The organism is Nocardiopsis sp. MT53 (assembly GCF_019598965.1).
GTDB classification, from domain to species: domain Bacteria; phylum Actinomycetota; class Actinomycetes; order Streptosporangiales; family Streptosporangiaceae; genus Nocardiopsis; species Nocardiopsis changdeensis.
Window position 1 is genome coordinate 6,643,524 of record NZ_CP080599.1, and the last position, 23,192, is coordinate 6,666,715.

A 23,192-nucleotide genomic window follows, 5' to 3' on the forward strand; every position below is an offset into this window, starting at 1 on the left:
CCGGCGCCGACCGCGCCCTCCCCTCCCGCGGCGCCCCGCCTCCCCACCCCCTTCGACAGGAGAGCCCGTTGAGATCCACCCCGGCTCCCGGCGCAGCGGTCGGCCGCGCGGCGGCCGCGCTGCTCCTCGCCCTGGTCCCCCTGGCCGCCCCGGCCGCAGCGGCGGCGGACACGGCGGGCGACGAGCCCCCGCCTCCCCTCCCCCAGGTCTTCGAGTTCAAGGGCGAACGGCAGCCCTGCTCCGTCATGGGCACCGAGGTGGTCGAACAGGAACCCTGGACCCGCGCCTTCCTCGGCCTGGACCGGGCGCACCGGCTGAGCACGGGCTCCGGCACGGAGATCGCCGTCCTGGCCCCGGAGCTCGACGCCGCGGGCCCGGCGCTGGAGGGCGCCGTGGAGGGCGGGGGCTCCCAGGACTGCCTGGGCCACGGGACGTTCCTGGCGGGGGTCGCGGGCGGCCGGGCCGTGGAGGACAGCGGGACCCTGGGGGTGGCGCCCGGCGTCTCCCTCAGGTTCATCCCGGCGGGGGACCCCAACACCGGGGTGACCCCGCCCGGCCAGATCGCCTCCGGCATCACCGAGGCGACCGCCGCGGGCTCCGACGTCATCCTCGTGGGCACGGCGGCCTGGGAGAACAGCACCGCCCTGGACGACGCCGTGGCGGCCGCGACGGAGGCGGGATCCCTGGTGGTGGCCCCGGCGACGGTGAACACGGTGCGCGGCCCGATGGCCGGGCACCCGTCCCAGCACCCCGACGCGCTGAGCGTGGCGGCCCACGACCCCGAGGGGCTGCCCGTGGTGGCCGCGCCGGTGCTGCGGGCCGACGGCGAACTGGTGCGGGTCGACCTCCTGGCGCCGGGCGACCTGACCGTGGGGCCGGGGCCCGGCGGCGGGCACGTGATCGGCTCGGGACCGGGGGTCGCGGCGGCCTTCGCGGCGGGGACGGCGTCCCTGCTGGCCGCCCGCGAACCGGAGCTCACCCCGGGCGAGCTGCGGCAGCGGCTCATCTCGACCGCCTACTCGTCCCCGTCGGGCTCGGGCGACCCGGTGGGCGGGGGCGGCCGGGTCGACCCCGTCGCGGCGCTGACCACCGTGCCCGCGGGAGAATCGGCCCTGTCCGCGGGCGGGCGGTTCGTCCCCGACCCCTCGCCCCTGGGCTCGCTGGACGCCCTCCCGACCTGGGCGGTGGTCGGCGGCGCCGGGCTCCTGATCGTGATGTGCGTGCTGGCCGCCGCCGTCGTGCGCAACGGCCGCGCCCGCGACTGGCGCCCCGCCACCCCGGGCGAACCGGTCCCCTGACCCCGACCCGTGGCCGCCCCCATGCCCTTTCAACGCTGTGGTGGGTGACGGGTGGGGCTGTTGGGGGTCGAGCCACGGTCGGAGAGCGCATCATCTCCTTCGACCCCAGAGGCCGGAGCGAGCGTCCCCACCGCCCCGGCCACAAGGCGGTGGAGGCCGCACATACCTGCGGGCCCCGGCCGCAGGGGGTTGTCCACCCGCCTGGAAACCTCGGCCACAGCCGGAGGGCATCGCTGGGCCCCGCCGCAGGGGGTTCCCCACCCGACCGGGCTCCTCAGCCACAGCCGGAGGACATCACTGCTCCCTCCGCCCCAGGGGGTTCCCCACCCGACCGGGGCCCTGAGCCACAGCCGGAGGGCATCGCTGGGCCCCCGCCGCAGGGGGTTCCCCACCCGACCGGGCTCCTCAGCCACAGCCGGAGGACATCACTGCTCCCTCCGCCGCAGGGGGTTTCCCACCCGACCGGGGCCCTGAGCCACAGCCGGAGGGCATCGCTGGGCCCCCGCCGCGGGGGGTTCCCCACCCGACTTGGGTGGCCCGCCATAGCCGTGTCAGGCCAGTGGAGCCCCCGGCCCCAGGGGGTGTTCGCCGAGGTAGTTGTAGGTTTCCAAAAGGCCGGCCGCTTGGGAACGGCGGTCCGCGCCGGGTGGGCCCGGCCCCGGCCGCAGTCGGCGCCCGGCAGACCACCAGGGGGAATCGTTGGGCGCGCGTGGCGGGTGGTGGGGGTGTGACTGCCGGAGCCGGGTGCACCCGGAGCGCGCACACCCGCACCGCTTGGAAAGGTTGGGGGCGCCGGCGGCGGTGCGGGGGCTCCACGCTGGTGCCTACTCCCGCGGATGACCGCGGTACGGATGGGAGTGGGGGTGAAAGCCGCACGCACCCGCGGCCTCAGCCTCAGACCGGGCACAGGTCCGCGCCCCTCAGCCTCAGGGGGTGAAGGCCGCACACACCTACAGCCCCGAGCCTCAGGGGGTGTGGGGAGGAAGGACCGCGACCCCCGCCCCAGGGGGTGTTGCCGCACGTACCCGGAAGCCCGGCCCCAAACCGGGCACCGGACCGCACACCTCAGCTCTGGGGGGTGAAAGCTGTGCGTGCCCACAGCCCCGGGCCCCAGGGGGTGGGGGAAGAAGAACCGCGCGCCTCAGCCCTGGGGGTGAAGGCCGCGGGTACCCGCGGCATCAGCCAGTGGGGGTTGGGGGGAAGGATTGTGACCCCCGCCGCAGGGGGTGGAACGTGCACGTGCTCGCGATCCCCGCCCAGGCCCGGAGGAGAGACCGCGCACCTTCACCCCCGCCGTGGCCGGGGTCGCGGTCCTGTGTCCGGGTTGTGGCCGAGGCTGTGGGTATGTACCGCTTTCACCCCCTGGGGCAGGGGTCGCGGGCCCTCCTTCCCACACCCCCTGGGGTGGAGGTCGCGGTTCCTGTCTCCGAGGTGTGGCCGGGGTTGCGGGTACGTGCGGCAATACCCCCTAGGGCGGGGGTCGCGGTCATGCCTCCCCAACCCCCCTCTGGCTGTTGCCGCAGGAGCGCGCGGCTTTCACCCCCTACGGCCAGGGTCGCGGTCCTGTGCCCGGGCTGGGGCCAAGGTCGCAGGCACGTGCGGCTTTCACCCCCGGCACTGACCGGTACCGCGGTCATCCGCGGGAGTAGGCAACAGCGTGGAGCCCCCGCACCGCCGCCGGCGCCCCCAACCTTTCCAACCGGTGCAGGTGTGCGCACCTCGCGCGGACCCGCCCCCGGAAAGCGCACCCCCACCACCCACGGTGTGCGCCCAACGAAACCGCCCGGCGCTCTGCCGGACACCGACTGCGCGGGGACGGATCCACGCTCCGCGACTGTACCTTCACAAGCGATTCAGCTCTTGGAAACCAGTCACCTGTGGCTGCGACCACAGACCGCCCTTCCCAAGCGGTGACCGACCTGGAAACCTCACAGTCCGCCTCACCCCCTGGAGCCCGGGCCGAGTACCGCCCTACCCCAACCCCCTGGGGCCGGGGCAGGAAGCCACCCGCGGCCCTCACCCCCTGCGGCGGAGGAAGCAGCGATGCCCTCCGGCAGTGGCTCAGGGCCCCGATCGGGTGAGAAACCCCCTGCGGCGGAGGTAGCGGTTCGCCCTCCGGCAGTGGCTCAGGGCCCCGATCGGGTGAGAAACCCCCTGGGGCCGGGGCGGGAAGCCTCCTGCGGCCCTCACCTCCTGCGGCGGGGACTCAGCGATGCCCTCCGGCTGGGGCCAAGGGCCCCGGCCGGGTGAGGAACCCCCTGCCGCGCAGGAGGCGGTTCCCCCGCCGACCGTGGCCGACCGCCCCGCCCCGTCCCGGGGCCCCAGGACGGGCCCACCCCCACTCAGGCGCCCTCTTCCTCCACCAGGGCCAGCTGCACCTCCACCGGGTCCCGGCGGGAGATCCACAGGGCCCTCCCCGGCGGCATCCGGCGGGCCCGGATGCTGCCGAACAGCATCCCCTCCGACGGCGGCGAGGACAGCATGATGCTGGGCGTGTTCAGGTCGATCAGCGACCGGATGAACGGCTCGCCGCTCGCCCGGCCGAACCCGCCCGCCGCGTGCACCAGGATGACGTGCATGCCGATCTCCGCCCCCTGCGCCAGCATGGGCGCCAGCGGGGCCATGGGGCTGGATCCGCTGCCCGCCACCAGCTCGAAGTCGTCCACGATGACGAACAGCTCCGGCCCGTTCCACCAGTCGCGGAGCCGGATGCGGTCGGGTGTGATCTCGGGCCCGGGCATGCGCACCTGCATCGCCTGCGCGGCGGCCTGCATCATCTCCCGCACGCTGTCGCCCGTCACCGCGTACCCCAGCTGCATCTCCTTGGGGACGGCGTCGTAGAGCCTGCGCCTCTGGTCGCCCAGGACGACCCGGGCCTCCGAGGGCCCGTAGTGGCTCCGAATCGCGTTGGTGATGTGCCGGACGAGGTTGGTCTTGCCCGACTCGGTGTCGCCCACCACCAGCAGGTGGGGCGTGGCCCCGAAGTCGTGCCAGAAGGGCTGCATGCGCCGGCTCTCCAGGCCCAGCGGCACCCGCAGGACACCGCCGGTCCCCTCCAGGTCGGAGCCGGGCAGCTCGGCGGCCCGGAGCACGGCGGGCAGGGTCCGCACGGGCGGGGCGACCGGGCCGTCCCAGGCGTCCTTCACCCTGGTGACCAGCTCGCCCATGCCCGCGGCCACCGTCACCGCCTCCGGGATCCCGTCGGCCCGGGGCAGGCCGGTCAGGAAGTGGTGCTTGTCGTCGGTGATGCCGCGGCCGGGGATGCGGGGCACGGTCTGGGCGGCGCGCATGTGGACGAGCGAGTCGACCGGGTCGCCCAGCCGCAGCTCGAAGCGGCTGCCCATGAGGTCGCGGACGCTGGTGTTGAAGTCCGCCCACCGGGGCGAGGCCACCATGACGTGGATGCCGTAGTTGAGGCCGCGCTGCACCAGCTGGACGATGGAGGCGACCAGGTCCATGTTGTCCTGCCGGATGGTGCCCCAGCCGTCCACGATCAGGAACACGTCGCCGTGCCGCTCGTCCGCGAACTCGCCCGCCGCGCGCCGGGCCCGGTAGGTGGCCATGGAGTCGATCCCCTGCTCCGCGAAGAGCGTCTCGCGGTGGGTGAGGATCTCGTGCATCTCCATGACGGTCCGCACGATGCGCCGCTCGTCGGTGCGCGCGGCGACGCTGCCCATGTGGGGCAGGCCCTTGAGCGCCTGGAGCAGGCCGCCGCCGCAGTCGATGCCGTAGAACTGCACCTGGGCGGGGGTGTTGCGCAGCGCCAGCCCCAGGATGAACGACGCCAGCAGTGTGCTCTTGCCGCTCTGGGGCCCGCCCGCGATGCCGATGTGGCCGCCCGCTCCGGTGAGGTCGGCGACCAGGGGCTTGCGCTGGTGCTCGAAGGGCCGGTCCACGACTCCGACGGCGATCCGCAGCGAGCCCCGGTCGTCCCAGAGCACCCCGCCCTCGGGGATGGCGCTCCCGGTCATGAGGTGCAGCTCGTCCAGCAGCGGCGGCACGCCCAGCGGGGGCAGCCACACCTCGCGGGCGGCGGGCCCGTGCCCCGACAGGCGGTCCAGGGCGACCTCCAGCAGGGGGGTCTGCGCGTCCTGCGGCTGCTCCTCCACGACCTGTTCGGTGACGGTCTCCGACATGCGGACGGGCGCGTCCGTGAACAGGACCGTGTCGGCCTCCGCAGCGCCGCTGACGCGGACGGCGCGCGGGCTCACCCGGTAGGCCCCCGAGACGTAGGCGGCCTTGAAGCGGGTCAGCGTCTCGGTGTCGGTCTTGAGGAACCCGTTGCCCGGCGCCGACGGCAGCCGGTGGGCGTCGGGCACCCCCAGCACGCCCCGGCTCTCGATCGCGGAGAACGTCCGCAGCGCGATCCGGTAGGAGAGGTGGCTCTCCAGCTGGTGCATCCGCCCCTCGTCCAGGCGCTGGGACGCCAACAGCAGGTGGACGCCCAGGCTCCGCCCGAGCCGGCCGATCATCACGAACAGGTCCATGAAGTCCCGGTGGGCGGCCAGCAGCTCGCTGAACTCGTCCACCACCACGAACAGGGTCGGCAGCGGCTCCATGGACGGGTCGGACTCGCGCGCCCGCTCGTACTCGTGCACCGAGCTGTAGCCGCCCGACGCCCGCAGGTGCTCCTGGCGGCGGACCAGCTCGCCGTGCAGCGCGTCCTGCATGCGCTCCACCAGGATGGCCTCGTCGGCCAGGTTCGTGATCAGCGCCGAGGTGTGCCGCAGCCCGTCCAGGCCGATGAAGGTCGCGCCGCCCTTGAAGTCCACGAGGATGAAGTTGAGCGTCTCGGGGGTGTGCGTGAGCGCCAGCCCGAGCACGAGGGTGCGCAGCAGCTCGCTCTTGCCGGAGCCGGTGGCGCCGATCAGCATGCCGTGCGGGCCCATGCCGCCCAGCGCCGACTCCTTCAGGTCCAGTTCCAGGGGCGCCCCCTCCGAGGTCATGCCGATGGGGACCCGCAGCCGGTTCTTGGGGTGCAGCTCCCCCCACATCCGCTCCGGGTCGTGGGACCGCAGGTCCCGGATGCCCAACAGCGTGGTCAGCTCGAAGTCGGTCGTCAGCGGCTCCGTCACCTCCACGGCGGCGCCGCTGGCCCGGTAGGGGGCGAGCAGCCGCGCCAGGGAGCCGGCGCGGGACAGGCTGAGGGAGTCGGGGCGGCCGAGGTCCTCCTCGGTGTCCCGGCCGGTGTTGTCGCTGCCCAGCATGACCAACCGGGTGGGCTCCACCCGCAGCGCGAGGGTGTAGGGGTCGTCCTCGGGCGGCATGGGGTCGGCGACGTCCACGACCACGGCGTTGCGGTACCCGCCGCCGAGCAGGCGGGAGCCGGGCGGGATGCTCCCGCCGTCCACGACCACGACCACGAAGGGCTCCTCGCGCCCGGGGGCCGCGGCGGGGTCGAAGCGGGGCCGGTCGGCGAGCCCCTCCCCGAGGAGCTGTTCGAGCTCGATCGCGTCGGTGCAGAGCAGGCGGGCCGGCCCGGCGCCGTCGCGGACGGTGGGGTGCTGGTTGTGCGGCAGCCACTTCACCCAGGACCAGTTGGGCAGGGCCGCCGCCGAGGCGCACACGGCGATGCGCAGCTCGTCGTGGGAGTGGAAGACGGCGAGCTGGCCCAGGAGCGCGCGGGTCAGCGCCCGGGAGGCGGCCAGGTCGCCGCGCATGGTCACCCGGGCGTAGCCGCGCAGGTAGACCTGCACGGGCTGGTCCTCGACCGTGCCGTAGGCGCGGATGAAGCGGCGCAGGGCGTGCGCGCTGAGGGGTTCGAGGTCCTCCACCGGCTTGGACGCGACCGGGGAGATCTTCATGGACAGCGCCTGCTCGCCGACCGCGACGCGGACCTCGCCGAAGTCCTCGTCGTCGGCCCGGCGCTCCCACAGGCGCGAGGTGCGGACGATGGACCACAGGGCGTCGGGGTCGGGGGCGCGCCAGAGCATGGCGTCGCGCTGCTCGGTGACGACCTGGCGCAGCCGGGTGCGCATCTGCCGCAGGTAGCGCAGGTAGTCCCGCCGATCGTCGTTGAGCTTGGCGCGGCGCTCCAGGACCGCGCGCAGGTACTGCCCGCCGAGCATGAGGACGGCGCCGGCCAGCATCATGCCGCCCGCGATGAAGGGCATCACGCTGTTGCCCATGTTCCCCGGCCGGATGAACATCATGAGCATCGCGAGTGAAGTGAACGCCATCGGCATGTACATGAAGACCGAGGACATGCTGGACTGCTGCTCGGTCAGCTCCGGCGGCTCCTGGAGGGTGATCTCCCCCGAGGGCAGGTCGGGGCCGGGGCGCCTCGGCGGGCGCCGTACGCGGATGGTGCTCACGGGGGTGGGTCCTCCTTGGTGGGGCCGGTCGGGGCCGCTCGCGGATGCCGGAACGAGGAGACCACGGCAGGGTGAGCGGCAGGCCACGGGAAAAGCTACCGTTACGAAACAAGGTCACAAATTCGGATACATAAACCAACACAACACCAGAAACCGATATCTGAGTGTTAGTGTCTGTGCCGTTCCGTAGCCCCCCGTCGAACGGCCGCCGGATGTCCGATTCCTCCGCCGCCGACCCCTGCCGCCTCCTGATCCGCGCCCCCGGGCGCGCGTTCGAGATCGCGGCCCCGGTCGAGGTCCCCTTGTCCGAGATCATCCCCACCCTCGTGCTGTACGCCGAGGGCGACGACGGCGAGGACCTGGACGAGAGCGGCCTCGAACACGACGGGTGGGTCCTCCAGCAGCTGGGCGACGAGCCCCTGGACGAGGACGAGACCCTGGCGTCCCTGGGCCTGTGCCACGGGGAGACCCTGTACCTGCGGCCCCGGCGCGAGCAGCTGCCCCCGGTCCACTTCGACGACATCGTCGACGGGGTGGCCACGGGCATGGCGGAGCGGCCCGACCGCTGGTCGCCCGCCCACACCCGCGTCCTGCTCCAGGTCATGGGGCTGGTGGTGCTGCTGATCGGGCTCGGCGTGCTCACCGCCGGGGGCCGGAACCTGTTCACCGTCCTGGGCGCGACCGCCTCGGCGCTCCTCATGCTGCTGTCGGCCTGGGCCGCCTCGCGCGCCATGGCCGACCTCTCCGCGTCCACCGGCCTGGCCGGGTGCGCCACCCTGGCCATGGGGCTGGCGGGGGCGCTGGTCCCCACCGGGGAGCCGGGGACGCTGTTCACGGGCGCGGTGCTCCTGACCGCCTCGGTGACGGCGGCGGGCGCCAGCGTGCTCGGGGTCGCCGCGGTGGCGGGCTCCATCCCCTTCTTCGCCGGACTGTTCGTCGTCGAGGTGCTGGGCGCCGTCGCGGGGCTGCTCCTGATGTTCCTGCCGGGCACCTCCGTCCCGGACGCCGCCGCCCTGGTGGCGATGCTGGCGCTGTTCACCGGCACCTACGCCCCCCAGCTGGCCTTCCGGCTCTCCGGCCTGAAGCTCCCGGCGCTGCCGGCCAACCCCAAGCAGCTCCAGGAGGAGATCGACCCGCTCCCGGCCCGGCGGGTGCTGGACCGGACGCACCTGGCCGACCGGTTCCAGACCGCCCTGTACGCCTCCACCGGCGCCGTGATCACGGTGTGCGCGTGCGTCCTGGCCCTCACCCCGGGCTGGATCCCCAAGACGTTCGTGCTGATCCTGTGCCTGGTGATGCTGCTCCAGTCGCGCGGGCTCGGCAGCGCCTGGCAGCGCGCGCTGATGGTGGGCCCGCCCTGGGCCGCCCTGGGCGTGCTCGCCATCGCCCTGGCCTGGGGCGCGGAACCCCTGGGCCGCCTCCTGGCCGTGCTGGGCCTGTTCGCTGCCACGACGATCCTCGCGGTGGTCTCCTGGAGCCTGCCGGGGCGGCGGGCCCTGCCGCACTGGGGGCGGGCCGCGGAGATCATCCAGCTGATCCTGTGCGTGGCCCTGGTGCCCCTGGTACTGGCGCAGTTCGGGGTGTTCGGCCTCCTGCGCGGGATCGGGGGCTGACGTGCAGTCACGACGCGACCGGGTGATGGCCCACAACTTCACCGTGGGCCGGCTGGGAACGGCGATGCTGGAGGCCGACCCCGACGCCGTCGACGCGCCCATGCGCCGCACGCGCACCGGCACCTACGTCGGCATGGCCATCGGGGCGCTGATCTGCATCGGCTTCCTGGTCTTCGGCCTGATCTTCCCCGGCGGGGCCACCTCCTGGCGCCAGGAGGGGCGGATCGTCATCGACCGCGACGGCGGGGCCACGTACCTGTACTCGGGCGGTGTGCTGCGCCCCGTCGCCAACCTGGCGTCGGCCAAGCTGGCCGTGGGCGAGGGCGCCGCCACCTCCCTCGTCTCCCAGCGATCCCTGGAGGGGGAGACGATGGGCGGCCCGGTGGGCATCGCCGGGGCGCCCGACGGGCTCCCCGAGGCGGGCACCCAGGGCACCTGGCGCCTGTGCGCCGTGGCACCGGTCGGCGAGGAGGACGCGCCGCGCGGCAGGACCGCCCTGGTGGTCGGCGAGGCGCCCGACCCCTGGGTCGTCGGGTCCGGCGACGGCGTCCTCGTCTCCGGCCCGGACGGCACCCCGTACCTGCTGTGGCAGGGCACCCGGCTGCGCATGGACGAGGAGGCCGGGGGCGTGCAGGCCCTCGGCTACGGGACGACCCCCGCGCTGCCGGTGGACTCCGCCTTCCTCAACACGGTCCCCGAGGGCCCGGACCTGGTCGCCCCCGAGGTGGCCGGGGCCGGGGAGGAGGGCCGCGAGCTGGCGGGCTCCACCCGGTCGGTGGGCCAGGTGTTCGCGGTCTCCGCGCCCGGCCAGGAGGACCAGCACTACCTGCTCACCCGGGACGGGCTGGCCCCCCTGACGCTCACCCAGGCGCTGCTGCTGCTCGGCGACACCGCGGTCTCCGGTCCCGCCTACGGCGACGCCTCCCCCGAGCCCGTGCCGCTCGCGTCGGCCGAGGTGCACGCAAATCTCGCCGCCGACCCCGCCACCCCGGACGCGGCCCAGGGCCTGCCCCCCGCCCCGCCCACCGCGCTGGAGGTGGGCGCCGGGGTGCCCTGCCTGCGCTGGGAGGCGGACGGGTCGATGGCCATGACCATGGACGCGCCCTCCGGCATCCGGGCGTGGCCGGTCCAGGAGCGCCCGTTCGTGGAACCCGGGTGCCCCACTCCCGCCCTCGTCGGCATCCCCGCCGGACAGGGCGGCGTGGTCCGCGCGCGGCCCGTGGCGGGCACCGACGCGGCCCCGACCTACTACGTGGTGACGGACGCCGCGGCCAAGTACCCGGTCGCCGACACCGCCGCGCTGACGGCCCTGGGATACACGGAGGACGAGGCGGTGCCGCTGCCGACGTCGCTGCTCCGGGTCCTGCCCACCGGGCCGCTGCTGAGCCAGGAGGCCGCCTCGCTCCCCTTGGCGTCCTCCCCCCGAGGCGGGGGCACCGCCTGCCCCTAGCGCCCAACACCAGAGGAGATGCACATGTCGAGAACACGGAGTACCGATGAGGCCAACCGGCTCGCCCAGGAGGCGATGCAGGAGGCCTACACGCAGTGCAACAACATCTACCAGAACGTCGACGACACCCGTGACGGCCTGCGCGGGTCCTGGCAGGGCGCGGCCTCCAACCGCTACAGCGAGGCGCTGGTGGGCTGGTTGGAGGAGCTGCGGCTCATCACCAACGACATGAACCAGATGATCGGCACCTTCGGCGGCACGGTCCAGGCCATGAACGCCACCGAGGACCAGGCCATCCTGACCGGCTCCCGGTGGATGGACGACCTGAACCCGAACCAGTCGGGCTGACCCCGGGCGGCGGTCCCCGGAGCCCCCTCCACGCACCCCTACGACGGCAAGGCGGAACCCATGAACGGATTCGACGTCAGCTACGGCCATGTCGACGACGCGACGATGCGTCTGGGCCAGCAGACCGAAGCGGTCGCACGGCAGATCGAGGAGCTCGACGCCAAGATGCAGAAGCTCCTGGCCGACCTCGAAGGTGAGACCAAGGAGAACTACGAGGCGAAGGTGAAGTCCTGGCGGCTCAACGTCGCCGACATGCGCACCCTGCTGGGCAAGGCCCAGAACGCCCTGAACGACATCCGCAACAACTACTCCGGCACGGACCGCCGCGAGGCCATGAACTGGGCCTCCCTCCTCTGATCCGCCCGGAAGCCGGACCGGGCCGGGCGGTGCGCGCGATCGCGCCGCCCGGCCTCCCCGGGCCGGACCCGACCGTCCACGGGTCCGGCCCGCACCTCCCCTAGTTCGGATGACGCCCCCGTACGGGCGGCAAGGAGACCGAGAACGTGTCCGAATCGCTGTACGACTTTCGCGCCGCCCTCTCCGGTGAGCCGGAGACGCCCGTCGAGGGCGAGGAGGAGCAGGCCGAACTCCTCACCACCCTGTCCTCCCAGCAGACCGGGTCCGGTTCGGGGACGGGCGGGGCTCCGCTCAGCCTGAACCTGGCCACCGGCCTGCTCATGATGACCAACCGGTCGGGCACGGTCGAGGTGGACACGGCGGACCAGAGCGTGGTGATCGACCCCGAGTCCTCCTCCGTCGTGGAGCGGAACGGGGACCTCGTGCTGGGCGCCACCGCGGAGGCGTCGCCGCTCATGGCCGGCCGCCTCGTGGAGGGCCAGCGGCTCGAACCGATGGTCCAGGGCGTCCCCGCCTCCAGGGAGGAGACCACCGAGGGCGTGGTCGCCGAACCGGTGTCCGCGCCGCTGGAGGATCCGGTGCACGTGGTGTCCGTCCGCGCGCCCGAGCAGTCGGACCTGGTGGAGGCGACGCCCGCCCTGGAGGCGGAGCCGGTGTCCGCGGGCCTGCCCATGGTCGAGCAGGCCCGCCTGGAGCCCGTCATGGCGGGCATCCCCGCGGTCGAGGCCGAGCCGGTGTCCGCCCCCGTCGAAGCCGTCCCCATCAGCGCTCCCGGGGACGACGGCTCCGGGGACGGGGCCTCCGGCGCCGTCGGCCCGGTGGTCACCGTGGACCCCGAGACCGGTGAGACCGTCATCCTCGCCGAGGACCTGCGGATCACGGTCGGCCCCGAGGACGGCGCCGTCAGGATCGAGCCGTCGGACGAGAACGTCCCGCTGGGTCCCGACGCCCCTCCGGTCACCGTGGAGGCCGGCGGCCTCGTCATGACGATCGACCCGGCGACGGGGACCCTCGCGGTCGACCCGGTCAAGGGCGAGTTCGCGGACGTCACCGTCGAGATCGGCGACCTGCGCATCGTCATGGACGGCGAGACCGGCGAGGTCTCGGTCGACCCCGGGGACGGCACCGTCTCGGTCGACCCGGAGACCGGCCTGGTCACCATCGAGCCGGTGGGAGAGGACGAGGGCTCCGAGGACGACAAGGACGAGGGCTCCGAGGACGACGACGAGGACCGCCCCGCCGGGGACGGCGAGGGCGACGAGGGCTCCGAGGGGGAGCACGGCGGCCGCCCCGGCGGCGACGAGGAGGGTGACCGTCCCGGCGGCGAGGACCGGCCCGGCGGCGACGAGGAGGGCGTCACCGACGAGGACGACCACGAGCCCGGCGGGGACCGGGACCGTCCCGGCGGCGAGGACCGCCCCGGCGGTGAGGAGGGGTACGAGGGCGTGCACGGCCGCCCCGGCCAGGACCCCGGCACCTCGGGCGGGGCACCCGGCTCGGTCACCCCCGTGGGCTCGCACCCCGGCGGGGACCACGGCGGGGACGACGGGGAAGGCGTCCCCGACCACATCGACACCGAGGGCATGTACGGGCCCGCCCCGGAAACCCCCGTCGCCGACGACACCCCCGTCCTGGTCGGCGGCCCCACGCCCGGCGAACAGTCCGGTGACCGGACCGGGGGGTACGGCTCCACGGACCCGGGATCCGACCCGGAGGAGGACTCCGGCGAGAACCCGGAGAGTGTCCCCGACCCGATCGTCACCGAGGGCATGTACGGGCCCGCCCCGGACGCCCCCGCCGGGACCGGGGACGAACCGGTCGTGGTGGGCGAGCGCATCCCCCGGGAGGAGATCACCGGTGAGGGCGTCTCCGACCCGGCGACGCTCGACCCCACCGAGAGCACCGAGTTCGTCACCGAGGTCCCCGGCGGGGAGGAGGACGGCTCCACGACGGGCGGGGAGACCTCCGGTCCCGGAACGGAGACCACGGAAGGGCTCTCCCACCTCGACCCGGACAGCGTCCCGGACCCGATCGGGGGCGAGGGCCTGTACGGGCCGGCTCCGGACCCGACCCCCCAGCCGTCCGGCGGCGTGACCGGCACCGGTTCCGAGGACGAGGAAGAGGAGCCGGAGGAGGACGAGGAAGAGGAACCGGAGGAGGACGAGGACGGAGAGGGCGACGAGGACGGCGAGGACGGCGAAGGAGAGGGAGAGGACGAGGAGGACGGCGAGGACGAGGAAGAAGAAGAGGACGAGGAGGACGAGGACGGAGAGGGATCCGGCGGGAGCGGTGACGGCGAGGGCACCGGGGGCAACGGCGACGGCCCCCAGGAGGGCCAGGGCACCAAGATCGACGTCGACCGCCTGCGGTCCTTCCAGACGGAGTACGTGGACGGGCTCGACACCGCCCTGAACGCGCACGACGACAACTACTCCGTCTACGGCGGCAGCGGCACCGAGGGCCAGACCACCGGCGTCACCCTCCTCGGCAACCCGTCCGGGCTCGCCAGCGCGGGCCTCCTCGCCGGCAGCATCGACCAGTCCATGGGCAACCTCTTCAGGATCGTCAAGGACATCCGCAAGGAGCTCGACGACATCAGCGACCGCCTCGAGGTCAACATCATCGAGTTCGAGCAGCTGGAAGAGGACCAGGAGCTCAACGCGAGCCAGGTGGTCTACCTGATCGGGAGCCCGCCAGGCACGACCGGCAGCGGCGGCACCACCACCACGGCCCCCTGACAGCGCCACCGAGACCCGCCGAGACCCCGAGGAGGTCGGAGGAAGAGTGCCCGCACTGCACGAGATCATGAACATCGTCGCCGACGCCGAGGACGGGGGGAACCACCCCCCGATGCCGAGCGTGGACACGATCATCGGCAGCGGTGTCAACTGGGTGGACCACGGCCGGTACCACTTCGCCAAGGACACCAAGCCGTTCGTCGGCTTCGAGTTCGACTACGGCGGCCACGAGATGAACCGCTGGTGGCGCATGCGCAAGCCCGGCTACCAGACCTACTCGTCCGGCTACTACACGTACCAGATGCCCAACGGCTGGGACTACGCCGGCTACACGATGATCGAGGAGCTGTGGACCGGCCCCGAGTCGGCCGAGTCCAAGTTCCGCACGGCTCTGGCCACCCTCGCCGGCGTCATCCCCAACTCCATGCCCGGGACCGGTTCCACCACCTTCCACGGCCAGCCGGTCAAGGACCTCGTCACGCACCTGTCCGAGCTGAGCACCATGCTGGACACGCAGAGCGAGAAGATGCGCACCGCGTACAACGAGCTCGACGTTCCCGACGGGCCGATGACGGGTTCGGCGGCGTCCGCCTACGCGGCCCGGCTCTACGACTTCGCCCTGCGCCTGCGGGACCTGAGGCGCCAGGTCGACAACAACCACGAAGCGCTCAAGGAGGTCATGGACCCGATCCGCCGCAAGGCGGTCGCGCTCCAGGACGCGGTGACGAATGCGCTGAACAATCCGCAAAGCGGCATGCGGCGGATCCTGGACGACTGGTACTTCAACGTGACCACCGGCCGCGAGCAGTGGAACAGCGCCCGCGGACAGTTCCAGATCCCCATCCACGCGGACCCGCCGGTCTACGGGATCGTCGGCGACGACATCACGGACAGCAACGTCAACAACGAGCTGAAGAACCGGTGGCGCGAGCAGTTCGAGGGCGTCTTCACGGCCGCGTCCGAGCTGTACAACAAGATGGAGGAGATGTACAAGAGGGCGCACACCGACCTCAACATCATCGAGGACCCCAAGGGCGGCCTGCCGCTGAGCATGGTCCCCGACATCAACGACACCGACAACCCGTACGACGACATGTTCGGCGACGGCGACGGTGAGGGGGAGGGTCCTCCGGAGATCAAGATCGACTGGGGCGACGGCCCGCCCGGGGGCGAGGGCCCCGACATCCCCGACTGGATGGAGGAGCCGCCCCCCGGCTACGGGGGCCCGGACGACCTCAACTACGAGGGTCCCGGGGAGGGCCCGCCCGACTACGAGGGCGGCCCCGACGACGGCGGGAACTACGGCAGCGGAGGGCCGGGGCCCGAGACCGTCCGCCTGGAGGGGCCGCCCGACCCGGGCAGCGACTACCCCGGGGGCGACGGCACCGGCCCCGGCGGCGAGGTGCCGCCGGGCGGCGTGGTGCCCCCTCCCGGGAGCGTGGCACCCCCTCCCCCGTTGGGTCTCAACGGCCCGGGCGACGTCAACGGCCCCGTCGGCGTCAACGGTCCGGGGGGACCCGGCGGCACCGTCCCGCCGCCCCCCGGCCTGGGCACCGACTTCCCCCAGGGGGGCGGTCCCGTCCCGGGCGGCGTGATCCCACCTCCCCCGCCGCTGGGCCTCAACGGCCCCGGTTCGGGCGGCGGCACCGGCCGCCGCAACGGCGGGGCGAACCTCCCGCCGCCCACCGGCCTGGCGGTGGACCCGGCGACGGGCCTGCCGATCGACCCGGACACCGGGCGGCCCTTCCCCGTCGACCCCGCGACGGGTCGGCCCTTCGACCCCGACACCGGCCTGCCCATCAACTTCGACCCGGAGACGGGCCGGGTCACACCGATCGACCCGGTCACCGGCGAGCCCGTGTCCCCGGACGGGGGCAGCCGCCTCGAACTCGACCCCGAGACCGGCCTGCCGATCGACCCGGACACCGGGCGGCCCTTCCCGGTCGATCCCGAGACCGGCCTGCCCTACAACCCCGACACCGGCCTGCCCATCGACTACGACCCGGAGACCGGGCAGGTCCACCCCGTGGACCCGGTCACCGGGGGTCCGGTGTCCCCCGACCCCGGACTGCCGATCACCTACGACCCCGAGACCGGCCTCCCCCTGCCGCTCGACCCCGTCACCGGCGAACCGGTCACCGGCGACGGCGGGACGCGGCTGGACATGGACCCGGCGACGGGACTGCCCATCGACCCCGAGACGGGGAGGCCGTTCCCGGTCGACCCCGACACCGGGCTCCCCTACAACCCCGACACGGGGATGCCCATCGACTACGACCCGGTGACCGGCCTCCCGGCCCCCGTCGACCCCGTCACCGGGCAGCCGCTGCCGCCCGACTCCTTCACCCCGCCGCCGATCGACCCGGGCCTGGACACCAACTTCCCCGGCGGCGGGGAGGACGTCCCGATCAACCCCGTCACGGGGGAGCCCGCGGAGGTCGATCCGGTCACCGGACTGCCCTACCCCGTCGACCCGGACACGGGCGAGGCGATCAAGGGCGGGTTCGAGGGACCGTCGGAGGAGGTGGAGTACCCGCCGCCGCGCTTCGAGAGCGGCGGGCCCGAGGGCCTCAACTACGGCGGCTACGGCAGCGGCAACGACTCCTCGGGCGGCGGGGGCGGGAACGGCTCCGACTCCTCGGACCGCACCCAGATGTTCGCCGCGCCCACCGGCGCGGGCGGGCCCCAGGTCCAGGCCGAGGGGGGCGGGGGCCCGGGCGCCGCGGGCGCGGGCGGCCCCGGGGGCGCCGCGGGCCAGCAGAACATGAACGGGATGGGCTCGCCGATGATGTCGCCCATGATGCCGCCGATGGGCGGTATGGGCGGTGGCGGCGGTGCCGAGAACCGCGACCGCAACCGGACCACCTGGCTCTCCGAGGACGAGAAGGTCTGGGGGACCGACAAGAACCAGCAGCGGGCCACGCTCGGACGGCCCGTGCCCGGACAGCAGAAGAAGGGGGCCCAGCGCCATGAGCTCATCGATGCGGGAGCAGATGGAGGCCGAACTGGAACGGCTTCACACGACGATGAGGGAACTCTCGGACGCAAGCGCAAGCCTGGAGTCGGCAACCGAAGAGGCCGTGGCCAAGAACAGGCTGGTGGCCGCGACGGTGGACGGGACGGGTCGTCTGACTGAGCTGAAGTTCCACACCGAGGGGTACCGGACCATGGCCCCGGCGGAGCTGTCCGCGGCCATCGTCGAGGTCGTCGGCCGCGCGCAGAAGCAGATGGCGGACCGCGTCGCGCAGGCCTACGAGGCCTTCATGCCCGAGGGCATCGACACGCAGGCGGCGATACGGGGCGACCTCGACCCCGAGGAGACGCTGCGCCGCATGGGCGTCTCCCTGGACGACCTCGGGTGAGGGCCCGGCGCCGCCGGACACGGATTCGAAGGAGGAACCGATGACAGCACCGGGACGAGGCCTGTCGGCCTTCCCTGAGGGCATCAGGAGGAACGGCTCGCGGATCTACGACGCGGCCGACTACACGGACGAGCTCATCGCCCACACCCGCGCCGCGCGCGAACCGCTCGGCGTCCCGTGGGGGACCAAGGGCGAGTACGCGGAGCAGATGCAGAAGAACATCGGCGAGGCGGAGGAGGTCCTGTACACCCTGCTGGACCTCATCGCCGTGGCCCAGCGCCAGGCCGCGGACGGGACCCTCAATATGGGCGGCAGCTTCCAGGGGACCGAGGACGCCAACATCGACCTCGGCGGGACCTTCACCCCCGGAGGACGCAGATGAGCCCGAACCCCGCCTCCGGGGCCCCCGTCCCCGAGGAGGCGCCGGGCGCGGCCGCCCGGCCCGCCCCGGCCTCCGCGGCGCCCGCCGCGGAGGACTTCGGCGCGGCCCTCAACGGCGGGGCCCCCGCCGCCGAACAGTCCGCCGAGAGGGCGGCCGGACAGGCCACCGCGGCGGCCCCGGCCCCGGAGGCCCCCCGGGAGCAGGAGGGCCCCGGCCCCGAGGGCCCCGCCCGCCGGGTGGGCTCGGTGGTCGGCGCCGACCGCGAGGCCGCCGCCGAGGCGGAGCCCGCGCTGGACCGGCCCGGGGCGCCGATGCTGGCGGGCGCCGCCATCGCCGGGCTGATCCTGGTCGCGGCGCCCTTCGCCGTGGTGACCGGCACCGGCGGGGGCCCGGTGTCCCTGGACGTCATGGCGGGCGGTGAGCCGGTGTCCCCCGCCCTCTCCGGGCAGGCGCAGGCCGGCGCCCAGGCCGGCGGGCAGACGGGTGGACAGCCCGGCGGGCAGGCCGGCGGCGACACCGGGAGCGGCCAGTCGGTGCCGGCGGGCGGGGAGGGTGGCGGCTCCCCCGTCACCGACACCGCCCCCGACACCGGCTACGTCCCGGAGGTCCAGCCCGACCTGCGCGCCCCCACCATGCCCGACCCCGGCGACACGGTCGGCGGCTCCGCCGTGCAGACCTCGACCCCCGACCGGGGGTCCGCGCCGGAGGCCGAACCGCCCGCCGCCGAGGGCGCGGAGGCGGACACCGGCGCGGTGGCCGCGTCCGACGGCAGCGGGGACACCGCCGGCGACACCGCCGGGGACCCCGCCTCCGACACCGCCGGAGACGGCGGGGACTCCGCCGGGGAGGCGGAGGCGGAGACCGGCACCGACGCCGCGGCGGATCCCCCCGCGGGGGAGGACGCCGCCGGAGCGGAGGGCGGGCCCCCCGCCCAGGAGGGCGACGCCGCGGACGGGGCGGCCGCGGGCGCCCAGGAGGGCCGCGGCGAGGAGTCCGCGGCCGAGGCGTTCTCCGACACGGGCTCCGCCGGGGACGGTGCCGGGCAGACGGCACCGCAGGACTCCGGGGACGCCGCGCAGAACGCGAACGCGGCCGACCCCGCCGGGCCGCAGGACCCCGGGGTCCCCCAGGACCCGAGCGCGGCGAACGGCGGAGACTCCTCCGTCCTGGGGGGCGTCGCCGAGCGCTTCGCCCCCACCGACGGCTCCTACCTCGCCGTGGCCGGGCCCGGCTGCCCGGCGCTCCCCGGCGCCTCCTACGGCCACGAGGGCCGGTGGGGCGGAGCCGAGGACGCGGACGAGGGCTGGGCGACCCGGCCCGGGGGCTACGACGGCGAGGGGTGCGCGGGCGAGTACGACGCCCTCCCCGTGTCCGGCGACCCCGAGCAGGGGAACGGGCAGTACGCGGTGTGGTCCTTCGTGCCCGGGCGGGAGGGCGTCTCCTGCGAGCTGTACGTCCACGTCCCCGACGACGAGAGCCCCCTGTGGCTGGCCCCCGGCGAGGCCCGGTACCTGATCCGGCCGGGTGTGGGCACCGAGCAGCCGCCCGTGGCGGTGTTCGGCTTCGACCAGTCGCAGGTCCGCGGCGGCTGGGTCCAGGTCACCGGCTTCGTCACCCCCGCCGCGGAGTTCACCGTCGAACTGACCAACGCGGGCGCCGACCCCCTGGCGGCGCAGGAGGGCGCGAGCGCCCACGTCGCCGCGTCGGCCGTGCGCGCCTCCTGCCCCTGACACCCCGGCGGGGCGGCCCTGCGGGCCGCCCCGCCCTCCCCCACCCGGGCCGCGGCGCGGCCGGACGAACAAGGAAGGCACCGATGAGCAGGCAGCTCCTCACCGTCAACCCCGGCGCCCAGGGAGCGCACGAGACGATCACCGCGGCGCTGGAGGAGGCCTCCGGCGGCGCGCTGATCACCATCGCGCCCGGCAGGTACGAGGAGAGCCTCGTCCTGCGGGAGGTCGTCACCCTGGTCGCCCGCGACGGCCGCGGGAGCGTGGAGGTGATCAGTCCGTCCGGGAGCGCCGTGCTCTCAGGCGCGGAGGCGGTCAAGCTCTCGGGTCTCGTCCTGCGCGGCCGCGACGAGGAACGGCCCACGGTGGACATCCCCGCGGGCCAGGTCGAGATGGCCGACTGCGAGGTCGTCGGCGCCTCCTGGGCCGCGGTGTCGGTGCGCGGGACGGGCGCCGTCGCCATGCGCGACAGCCGGGTGAGCTGCGCCGGGGGCGCCGGGGTGGTCATCGTCTCCCCCGGGCTCAGCCTCATCGAGGAGTGCGTGGTCGAGGACGTCGGGACCAGCGCCCTGGTCATCGGGGAGCAGGGGCGGCCGACGGTCCGGTCCTGCGTGTTCCGCGACGCCGGGGGCAACGGGCTGTTCGCCAGCGGCGACGCCTCGGGCACCCTGGAGGGCTGCGAGATCACGGCGACCGGCAAGCCCGGCGTGGCCCTGGAGGACGGGGCCGCCACGACCCTGCGCGGCCTGTACGTGCACCGCACGGAGAAGGACGGCATCGCCCTGTCCAGCCAGGCGCGCCCGGTGGTCGAGGACTGCACGGTCGAGGAGGTCGGCGGCGACGGGATCGTGGTCCGCGGCAGCTGCGACCCCCAGGTGGCCCGGACCCGGTCGGTGCGCGTGAAGGGCGCCGGGGTGCACGTCACCGAGCGGGCCCGCGGCGTGTTCACCGACTGCGAGGTGGAGGAGTCCGGGGGGGACGCGGTCCGCTCCGGGGGGCGCGCGTCCACGGCGTTCCTGGGCCTGCGGGTGCGGGGCGGCCGCGGCCTGCTGCTGGCCGAGGACAGCGTCGTGGAGTTCGACCGCGGCGAGGTCGGCGGCACCGGCGGACACGGCATCGTCATCACCGGCGGGGCGCCGTTCCTGCGGGGCATGGCGGTGTCGGACACCGACGGGCACGGGGCCCTGCTGGAGGGCTCGGCCCGCGGCCGGCTGGAGGGGATGACCTTCGAGCGGACCCGCAGCGCCTCCGTGGCGGTGCGCGAGGGCGGCCGCCTGGAACTGGAGGGGGCGCGCATCGCGGAGAGCCGCGACGCGGGCGTGGCCGTGGGCCCGGACGGCGAGGCGGACCTGCGCGACTGCGAGGTCTCCGCGTCGGCGGGGGACGGGGTGTCGGTGCGCGGCGGCAGCCGCGCGACGGTGCTGCGCACCCGGGTGCGGGAGGGCAGGCGCAACGGCGTGCTGCTGGCCGCCGGTGCGCGGGCCACCCTGCGCCGGTGCGAGGTGTTCGGCAACCGCGCCGACGGCGTCCTGGTCCACTCCACCGAGGAGGTGGTGGTGGAGGACTGCACGGTGCGCGACAACGGGCGTTCGGGGCTGCGCCAGACCGTGGCCAGCGAGCAGGCCCGCACCGAGGACCTGTTCAGCCAGGGCAACGGCTCGCCCGACGCGTTCGGCGAGCAGGCGGGCACCGCCGTCCCCCTGGCGCCGCTGCCGGAGGAGGAGGGCGCGGGCGGGGAGGAGGCCGCCGCCGGCCCGATGCTGGAGCTGGACGCCCTGATCGGCCTGGGCAACGTCAAACAGGAGGTGCGGACCCTCATCACCCGCAACCAGATGGCACAGCGGCGGGCGGAGATGGGCCTGCCCACCCCGCCGATGAGCCGCCACCTGGTCTTCGGCGGCGCTCCCGGCACCGGCAAGACGACGGTCGCCCGCCTGTACGGGCGCATCCTGGCCGAGCTGGACGTGCTGCGCTACGGACACGTGGTGGAGGTGGCCCGGGCCGACCTGGTCTCGCAGTACGTGGGCGGGACCGCGATCAAGACGACCGAGGTGTTCGAGCAGGCCAAGGGGGGCGTCCTCTTCATCGACGAGGCGTACACCCTCTCCAGCGGCGGCGACGGGGGCAAGGGCCCCGACTTCGGCAAGGAGGCCATCGACACGCTGGTCAAGCTCATGGAGGACCACCGCGACGAGGTGGCGGTGATCGTCGCCGGGTACACCGAGGACATGGACCGCTTCCTGGCGGCCAACCCCGGCCTGGCGTCGCGGTTCAGCAAGACCATCGAGTTCGTCAACTACGAGGTGGGCGAGCTGGTGGAGATCGTGCGCCGGCTCTGCGAGGGGCACAGCTACCGGCTGGCCCCGGAGACGGAGGCCGCCCTGGCGGGGATGTTCGAGAGGATGCCCAAGGGGCCGAACTTCGGCAACGCCCGCGAGGCCCGCAAGGTGTTCGAGGAGATGATCGACCGCCAGGCGAACCGCCTGGGCGCCTCCTCCCCCGAGGACCACGAATCGCTGACCCTGCTGCTGCCGGAGGACCTGGGGGCGGGGGCGGTGGAGGAGGACTCCCCCGCCGACCGCGACCGGCAGATCACCGAGCTGCGCGAGGAGCTGGACGCCCTGGTGGGCCTGGCGCAGGTCAAGGACACCGTCAACGACCTGGCGAACCTGCTGCTCATGGCGGAGCAGCGCAGGTCGATGGGGCTGCCCGTGTCCTCGATGAGCCACCACCTGGTCTTCACCGGTCCCCCCGGTACCGGTAAGACCACGGTGGCGCGCCTGTACGGGAGGCTGCTGCACACGCTGGGGGTGCTGCCGGGCGACCACGTCGTGGAGGCCGCCCGGTCGGACCTCGTGGGGCGCTACGTCGGGCACACGGCCCAGCTCACCGCGGAGGTGTTCGAGCGGGCCCGGGGCGGTGTGCTCTTCGTGGACGAGGCCTACACCCTCACGCCCAAGGGGGAGGGCAACGACTTCGGCCAGGAGGCCGTGGACACGCTGCTGAAGCTGATGGAGGACCACCGCGACGAGGTCGCGGTGATCGTCGCCGGGTACCCGGCCGAGATGGACCGGTTCATGGACTCCAACCCCGGTCTGGCCTCCCGGTTCAACCACCGGGTGGAGTTCCCGTCCTACGACGACGGCGAGCTGGTCACCATCGTCACCCGCATGGCGGCGTCCTCGGGGTACGAGTGCGGGCCCGAGACGCTGGCGGCGCTCGCGGCGCACTTCGCCACGGTGGAGCGGGACGGCTCGTTCGGCAACGCCCGTTACGCCCGTCAGGTGCTGGAGCGGATGATCACCCGCCAGGCGGGCCGCCTGGTGGGGCTGGGCGCCTCGGCGACCCGGGAGGACTTCACCGCGCTGCTGCCCGCCGACGTGCCCTGACCCGCACGGCACCGCCCCGGCGCACCGTCCGCGCCGGGGCGGTCTCATGCCCGGCCCACGCCGAAGGGCCCTGCCGGAGCCGCGGCGGAACGGGGCGGCGACGGCTCCCGACACCCGGCGGCCCCCGCTCGGGCGGACGTCAGCCCGGCGGTCCTCCCCCGGAAGCGCGGCCGGAGCCGCGGCGGAACGGGGCGGCGACGGTCCCGGCGCCCGA

The 23,192-nt window shown here is 74.4% G+C and carries 12 protein-coding genes; 11 read left to right on the forward strand and 1 reads right to left on the reverse strand.

The features are described 5' to 3' along the window. Positions 1 to 68 precede the first annotated feature (68 nt). Positions 69 to 1,298, forward strand: a complete 1,230-nt coding sequence (locus tag K1J57_RS29710) for a S8 family serine peptidase (RefSeq protein WP_220562000.1) — start codon at positions 69 to 71, stop codon at positions 1,296 to 1,298. 2,342 nt (positions 1,299 to 3,640) lie between these two features. Here the strand turns inward: K1J57_RS29710 and eccCa are convergent. Beyond that, positions 3,641 to 7,612, reverse strand: coding sequence for a type VII secretion protein EccCa (eccCa, locus tag K1J57_RS29715; protein WP_220562001.1), 3,972 nt, complete (start codon positions 7,610 to 7,612; stop codon positions 3,641 to 3,643). Between the two features lie 212 nt (positions 7,613 to 7,824). Here eccCa and eccD point away from each other — a divergent pair, with 212 nt between their 5' ends. From eccD to K1J57_RS29760, 10 genes are all read left to right on the forward strand, one after another. Further along, on the forward strand, positions 7,825 to 9,225 hold the full coding sequence (gene eccD / locus K1J57_RS29720) for a type VII secretion integral membrane protein EccD (RefSeq protein ID WP_220562002.1): 1,401 nt from the start codon (positions 7,825 to 7,827) through the stop codon (positions 9,223 to 9,225). A gap of 1 nt (position 9,226) precedes the next feature. After that, entirely contained in the window at positions 9,227 to 10,675 is a 1,449-nt protein-coding gene (eccB, locus tag K1J57_RS29725; protein WP_220562003.1) for a type VII secretion protein EccB, read from the forward strand. Between the two features lie 24 nt (positions 10,676 to 10,699). Further along, entirely contained in the window at positions 10,700 to 11,023 is a 324-nt protein-coding gene (locus K1J57_RS29730) for a WXG100 family type VII secretion target (protein ID WP_220562004.1), read from the forward strand. 60 nt (positions 11,024 to 11,083) lie between these two features. Next, positions 11,084 to 11,380 carry a WXG100 family type VII secretion target gene (locus K1J57_RS29735; protein WP_220562005.1) on the forward strand — a complete coding sequence of 99 codons (297 nt, stop codon included), beginning with the start codon at positions 11,084 to 11,086 and terminating at the stop codon, positions 11,378 to 11,380. Between the two features lie 146 nt (positions 11,381 to 11,526). Beyond that, positions 11,527 to 14,118 (forward strand): hypothetical protein, encoded by a 2,592-nt coding sequence (locus K1J57_RS29740; protein WP_220562006.1) that lies wholly within the window; start codon positions 11,527 to 11,529, stop codon positions 14,116 to 14,118. Between the two features lie 46 nt (positions 14,119 to 14,164). Further along, positions 14,165 to 17,254 carry a hypothetical protein gene (locus K1J57_RS33810; RefSeq protein ID WP_255647282.1) on the forward strand — a complete coding sequence of 1,030 codons (3,090 nt, stop codon included), beginning with the start codon at positions 14,165 to 14,167 and terminating at the stop codon, positions 17,252 to 17,254. Then, positions 17,199 to 17,480, forward strand: a complete 282-nt coding sequence (locus tag K1J57_RS29745) for a YbaB/EbfC family nucleoid-associated protein (RefSeq protein WP_255646700.1) — start codon at positions 17,199 to 17,201, stop codon at positions 17,478 to 17,480. Before K1J57_RS33810 ends, K1J57_RS29745 begins: the two co-directional genes overlap by 56 nt. A gap of 40 nt (positions 17,481 to 17,520) precedes the next feature. After that, positions 17,521 to 17,862 carry a hypothetical protein gene (locus K1J57_RS29750; protein WP_220562008.1) on the forward strand — a complete coding sequence of 114 codons (342 nt, stop codon included), beginning with the start codon at positions 17,521 to 17,523 and terminating at the stop codon, positions 17,860 to 17,862. After that, positions 17,859 to 19,592 carry a hypothetical protein gene (locus tag K1J57_RS29755; protein WP_220562009.1) on the forward strand — a complete coding sequence of 578 codons (1,734 nt, stop codon included), beginning with the start codon at positions 17,859 to 17,861 and terminating at the stop codon, positions 19,590 to 19,592. Before K1J57_RS29750 ends, K1J57_RS29755 begins: the two co-directional genes overlap by 4 nt. Positions 19,593 to 19,675: 83 nt before the next feature. Next, positions 19,676 to 22,978, forward strand: coding sequence for a right-handed parallel beta-helix repeat-containing protein (locus tag K1J57_RS29760; RefSeq protein ID WP_220562010.1), 3,303 nt, complete (start codon positions 19,676 to 19,678; stop codon positions 22,976 to 22,978). Positions 22,979 to 23,192 lie beyond the last annotated feature (214 nt).

Bases quoted from the DNA above. Each gene is read 5' to 3' on its own strand.
- K1J57_RS29750 (WP_220562008.1), top strand. From the start codon at position 17,521: ATGACAGCACCGGGACGAGGCCTGTCGGCCTTCCCTGAGGGCATCAGG.
- K1J57_RS29760 (WP_220562010.1), top strand. From the start codon at position 19,676: ATGAGCAGGCAGCTCCTCACCGTCAACCCCGGCGCCCAGGGAGCGCAC.
- eccD (WP_220562002.1), top strand. From the start codon at position 7,825: ATGTCCGATTCCTCCGCCGCCGACCCCTGCCGCCTCCTGATCCGCGCC.
- K1J57_RS29735 (WP_220562005.1), top strand. From the start codon at position 11,084: ATGAACGGATTCGACGTCAGCTACGGCCATGTCGACGACGCGACGATG.
- K1J57_RS29730 (WP_220562004.1), top strand. From the start codon at position 10,700: ATGTCGAGAACACGGAGTACCGATGAGGCCAACCGGCTCGCCCAGGAG.
- K1J57_RS29755 (WP_220562009.1), top strand. From the start codon at position 17,859: ATGAGCCCGAACCCCGCCTCCGGGGCCCCCGTCCCCGAGGAGGCGCCG.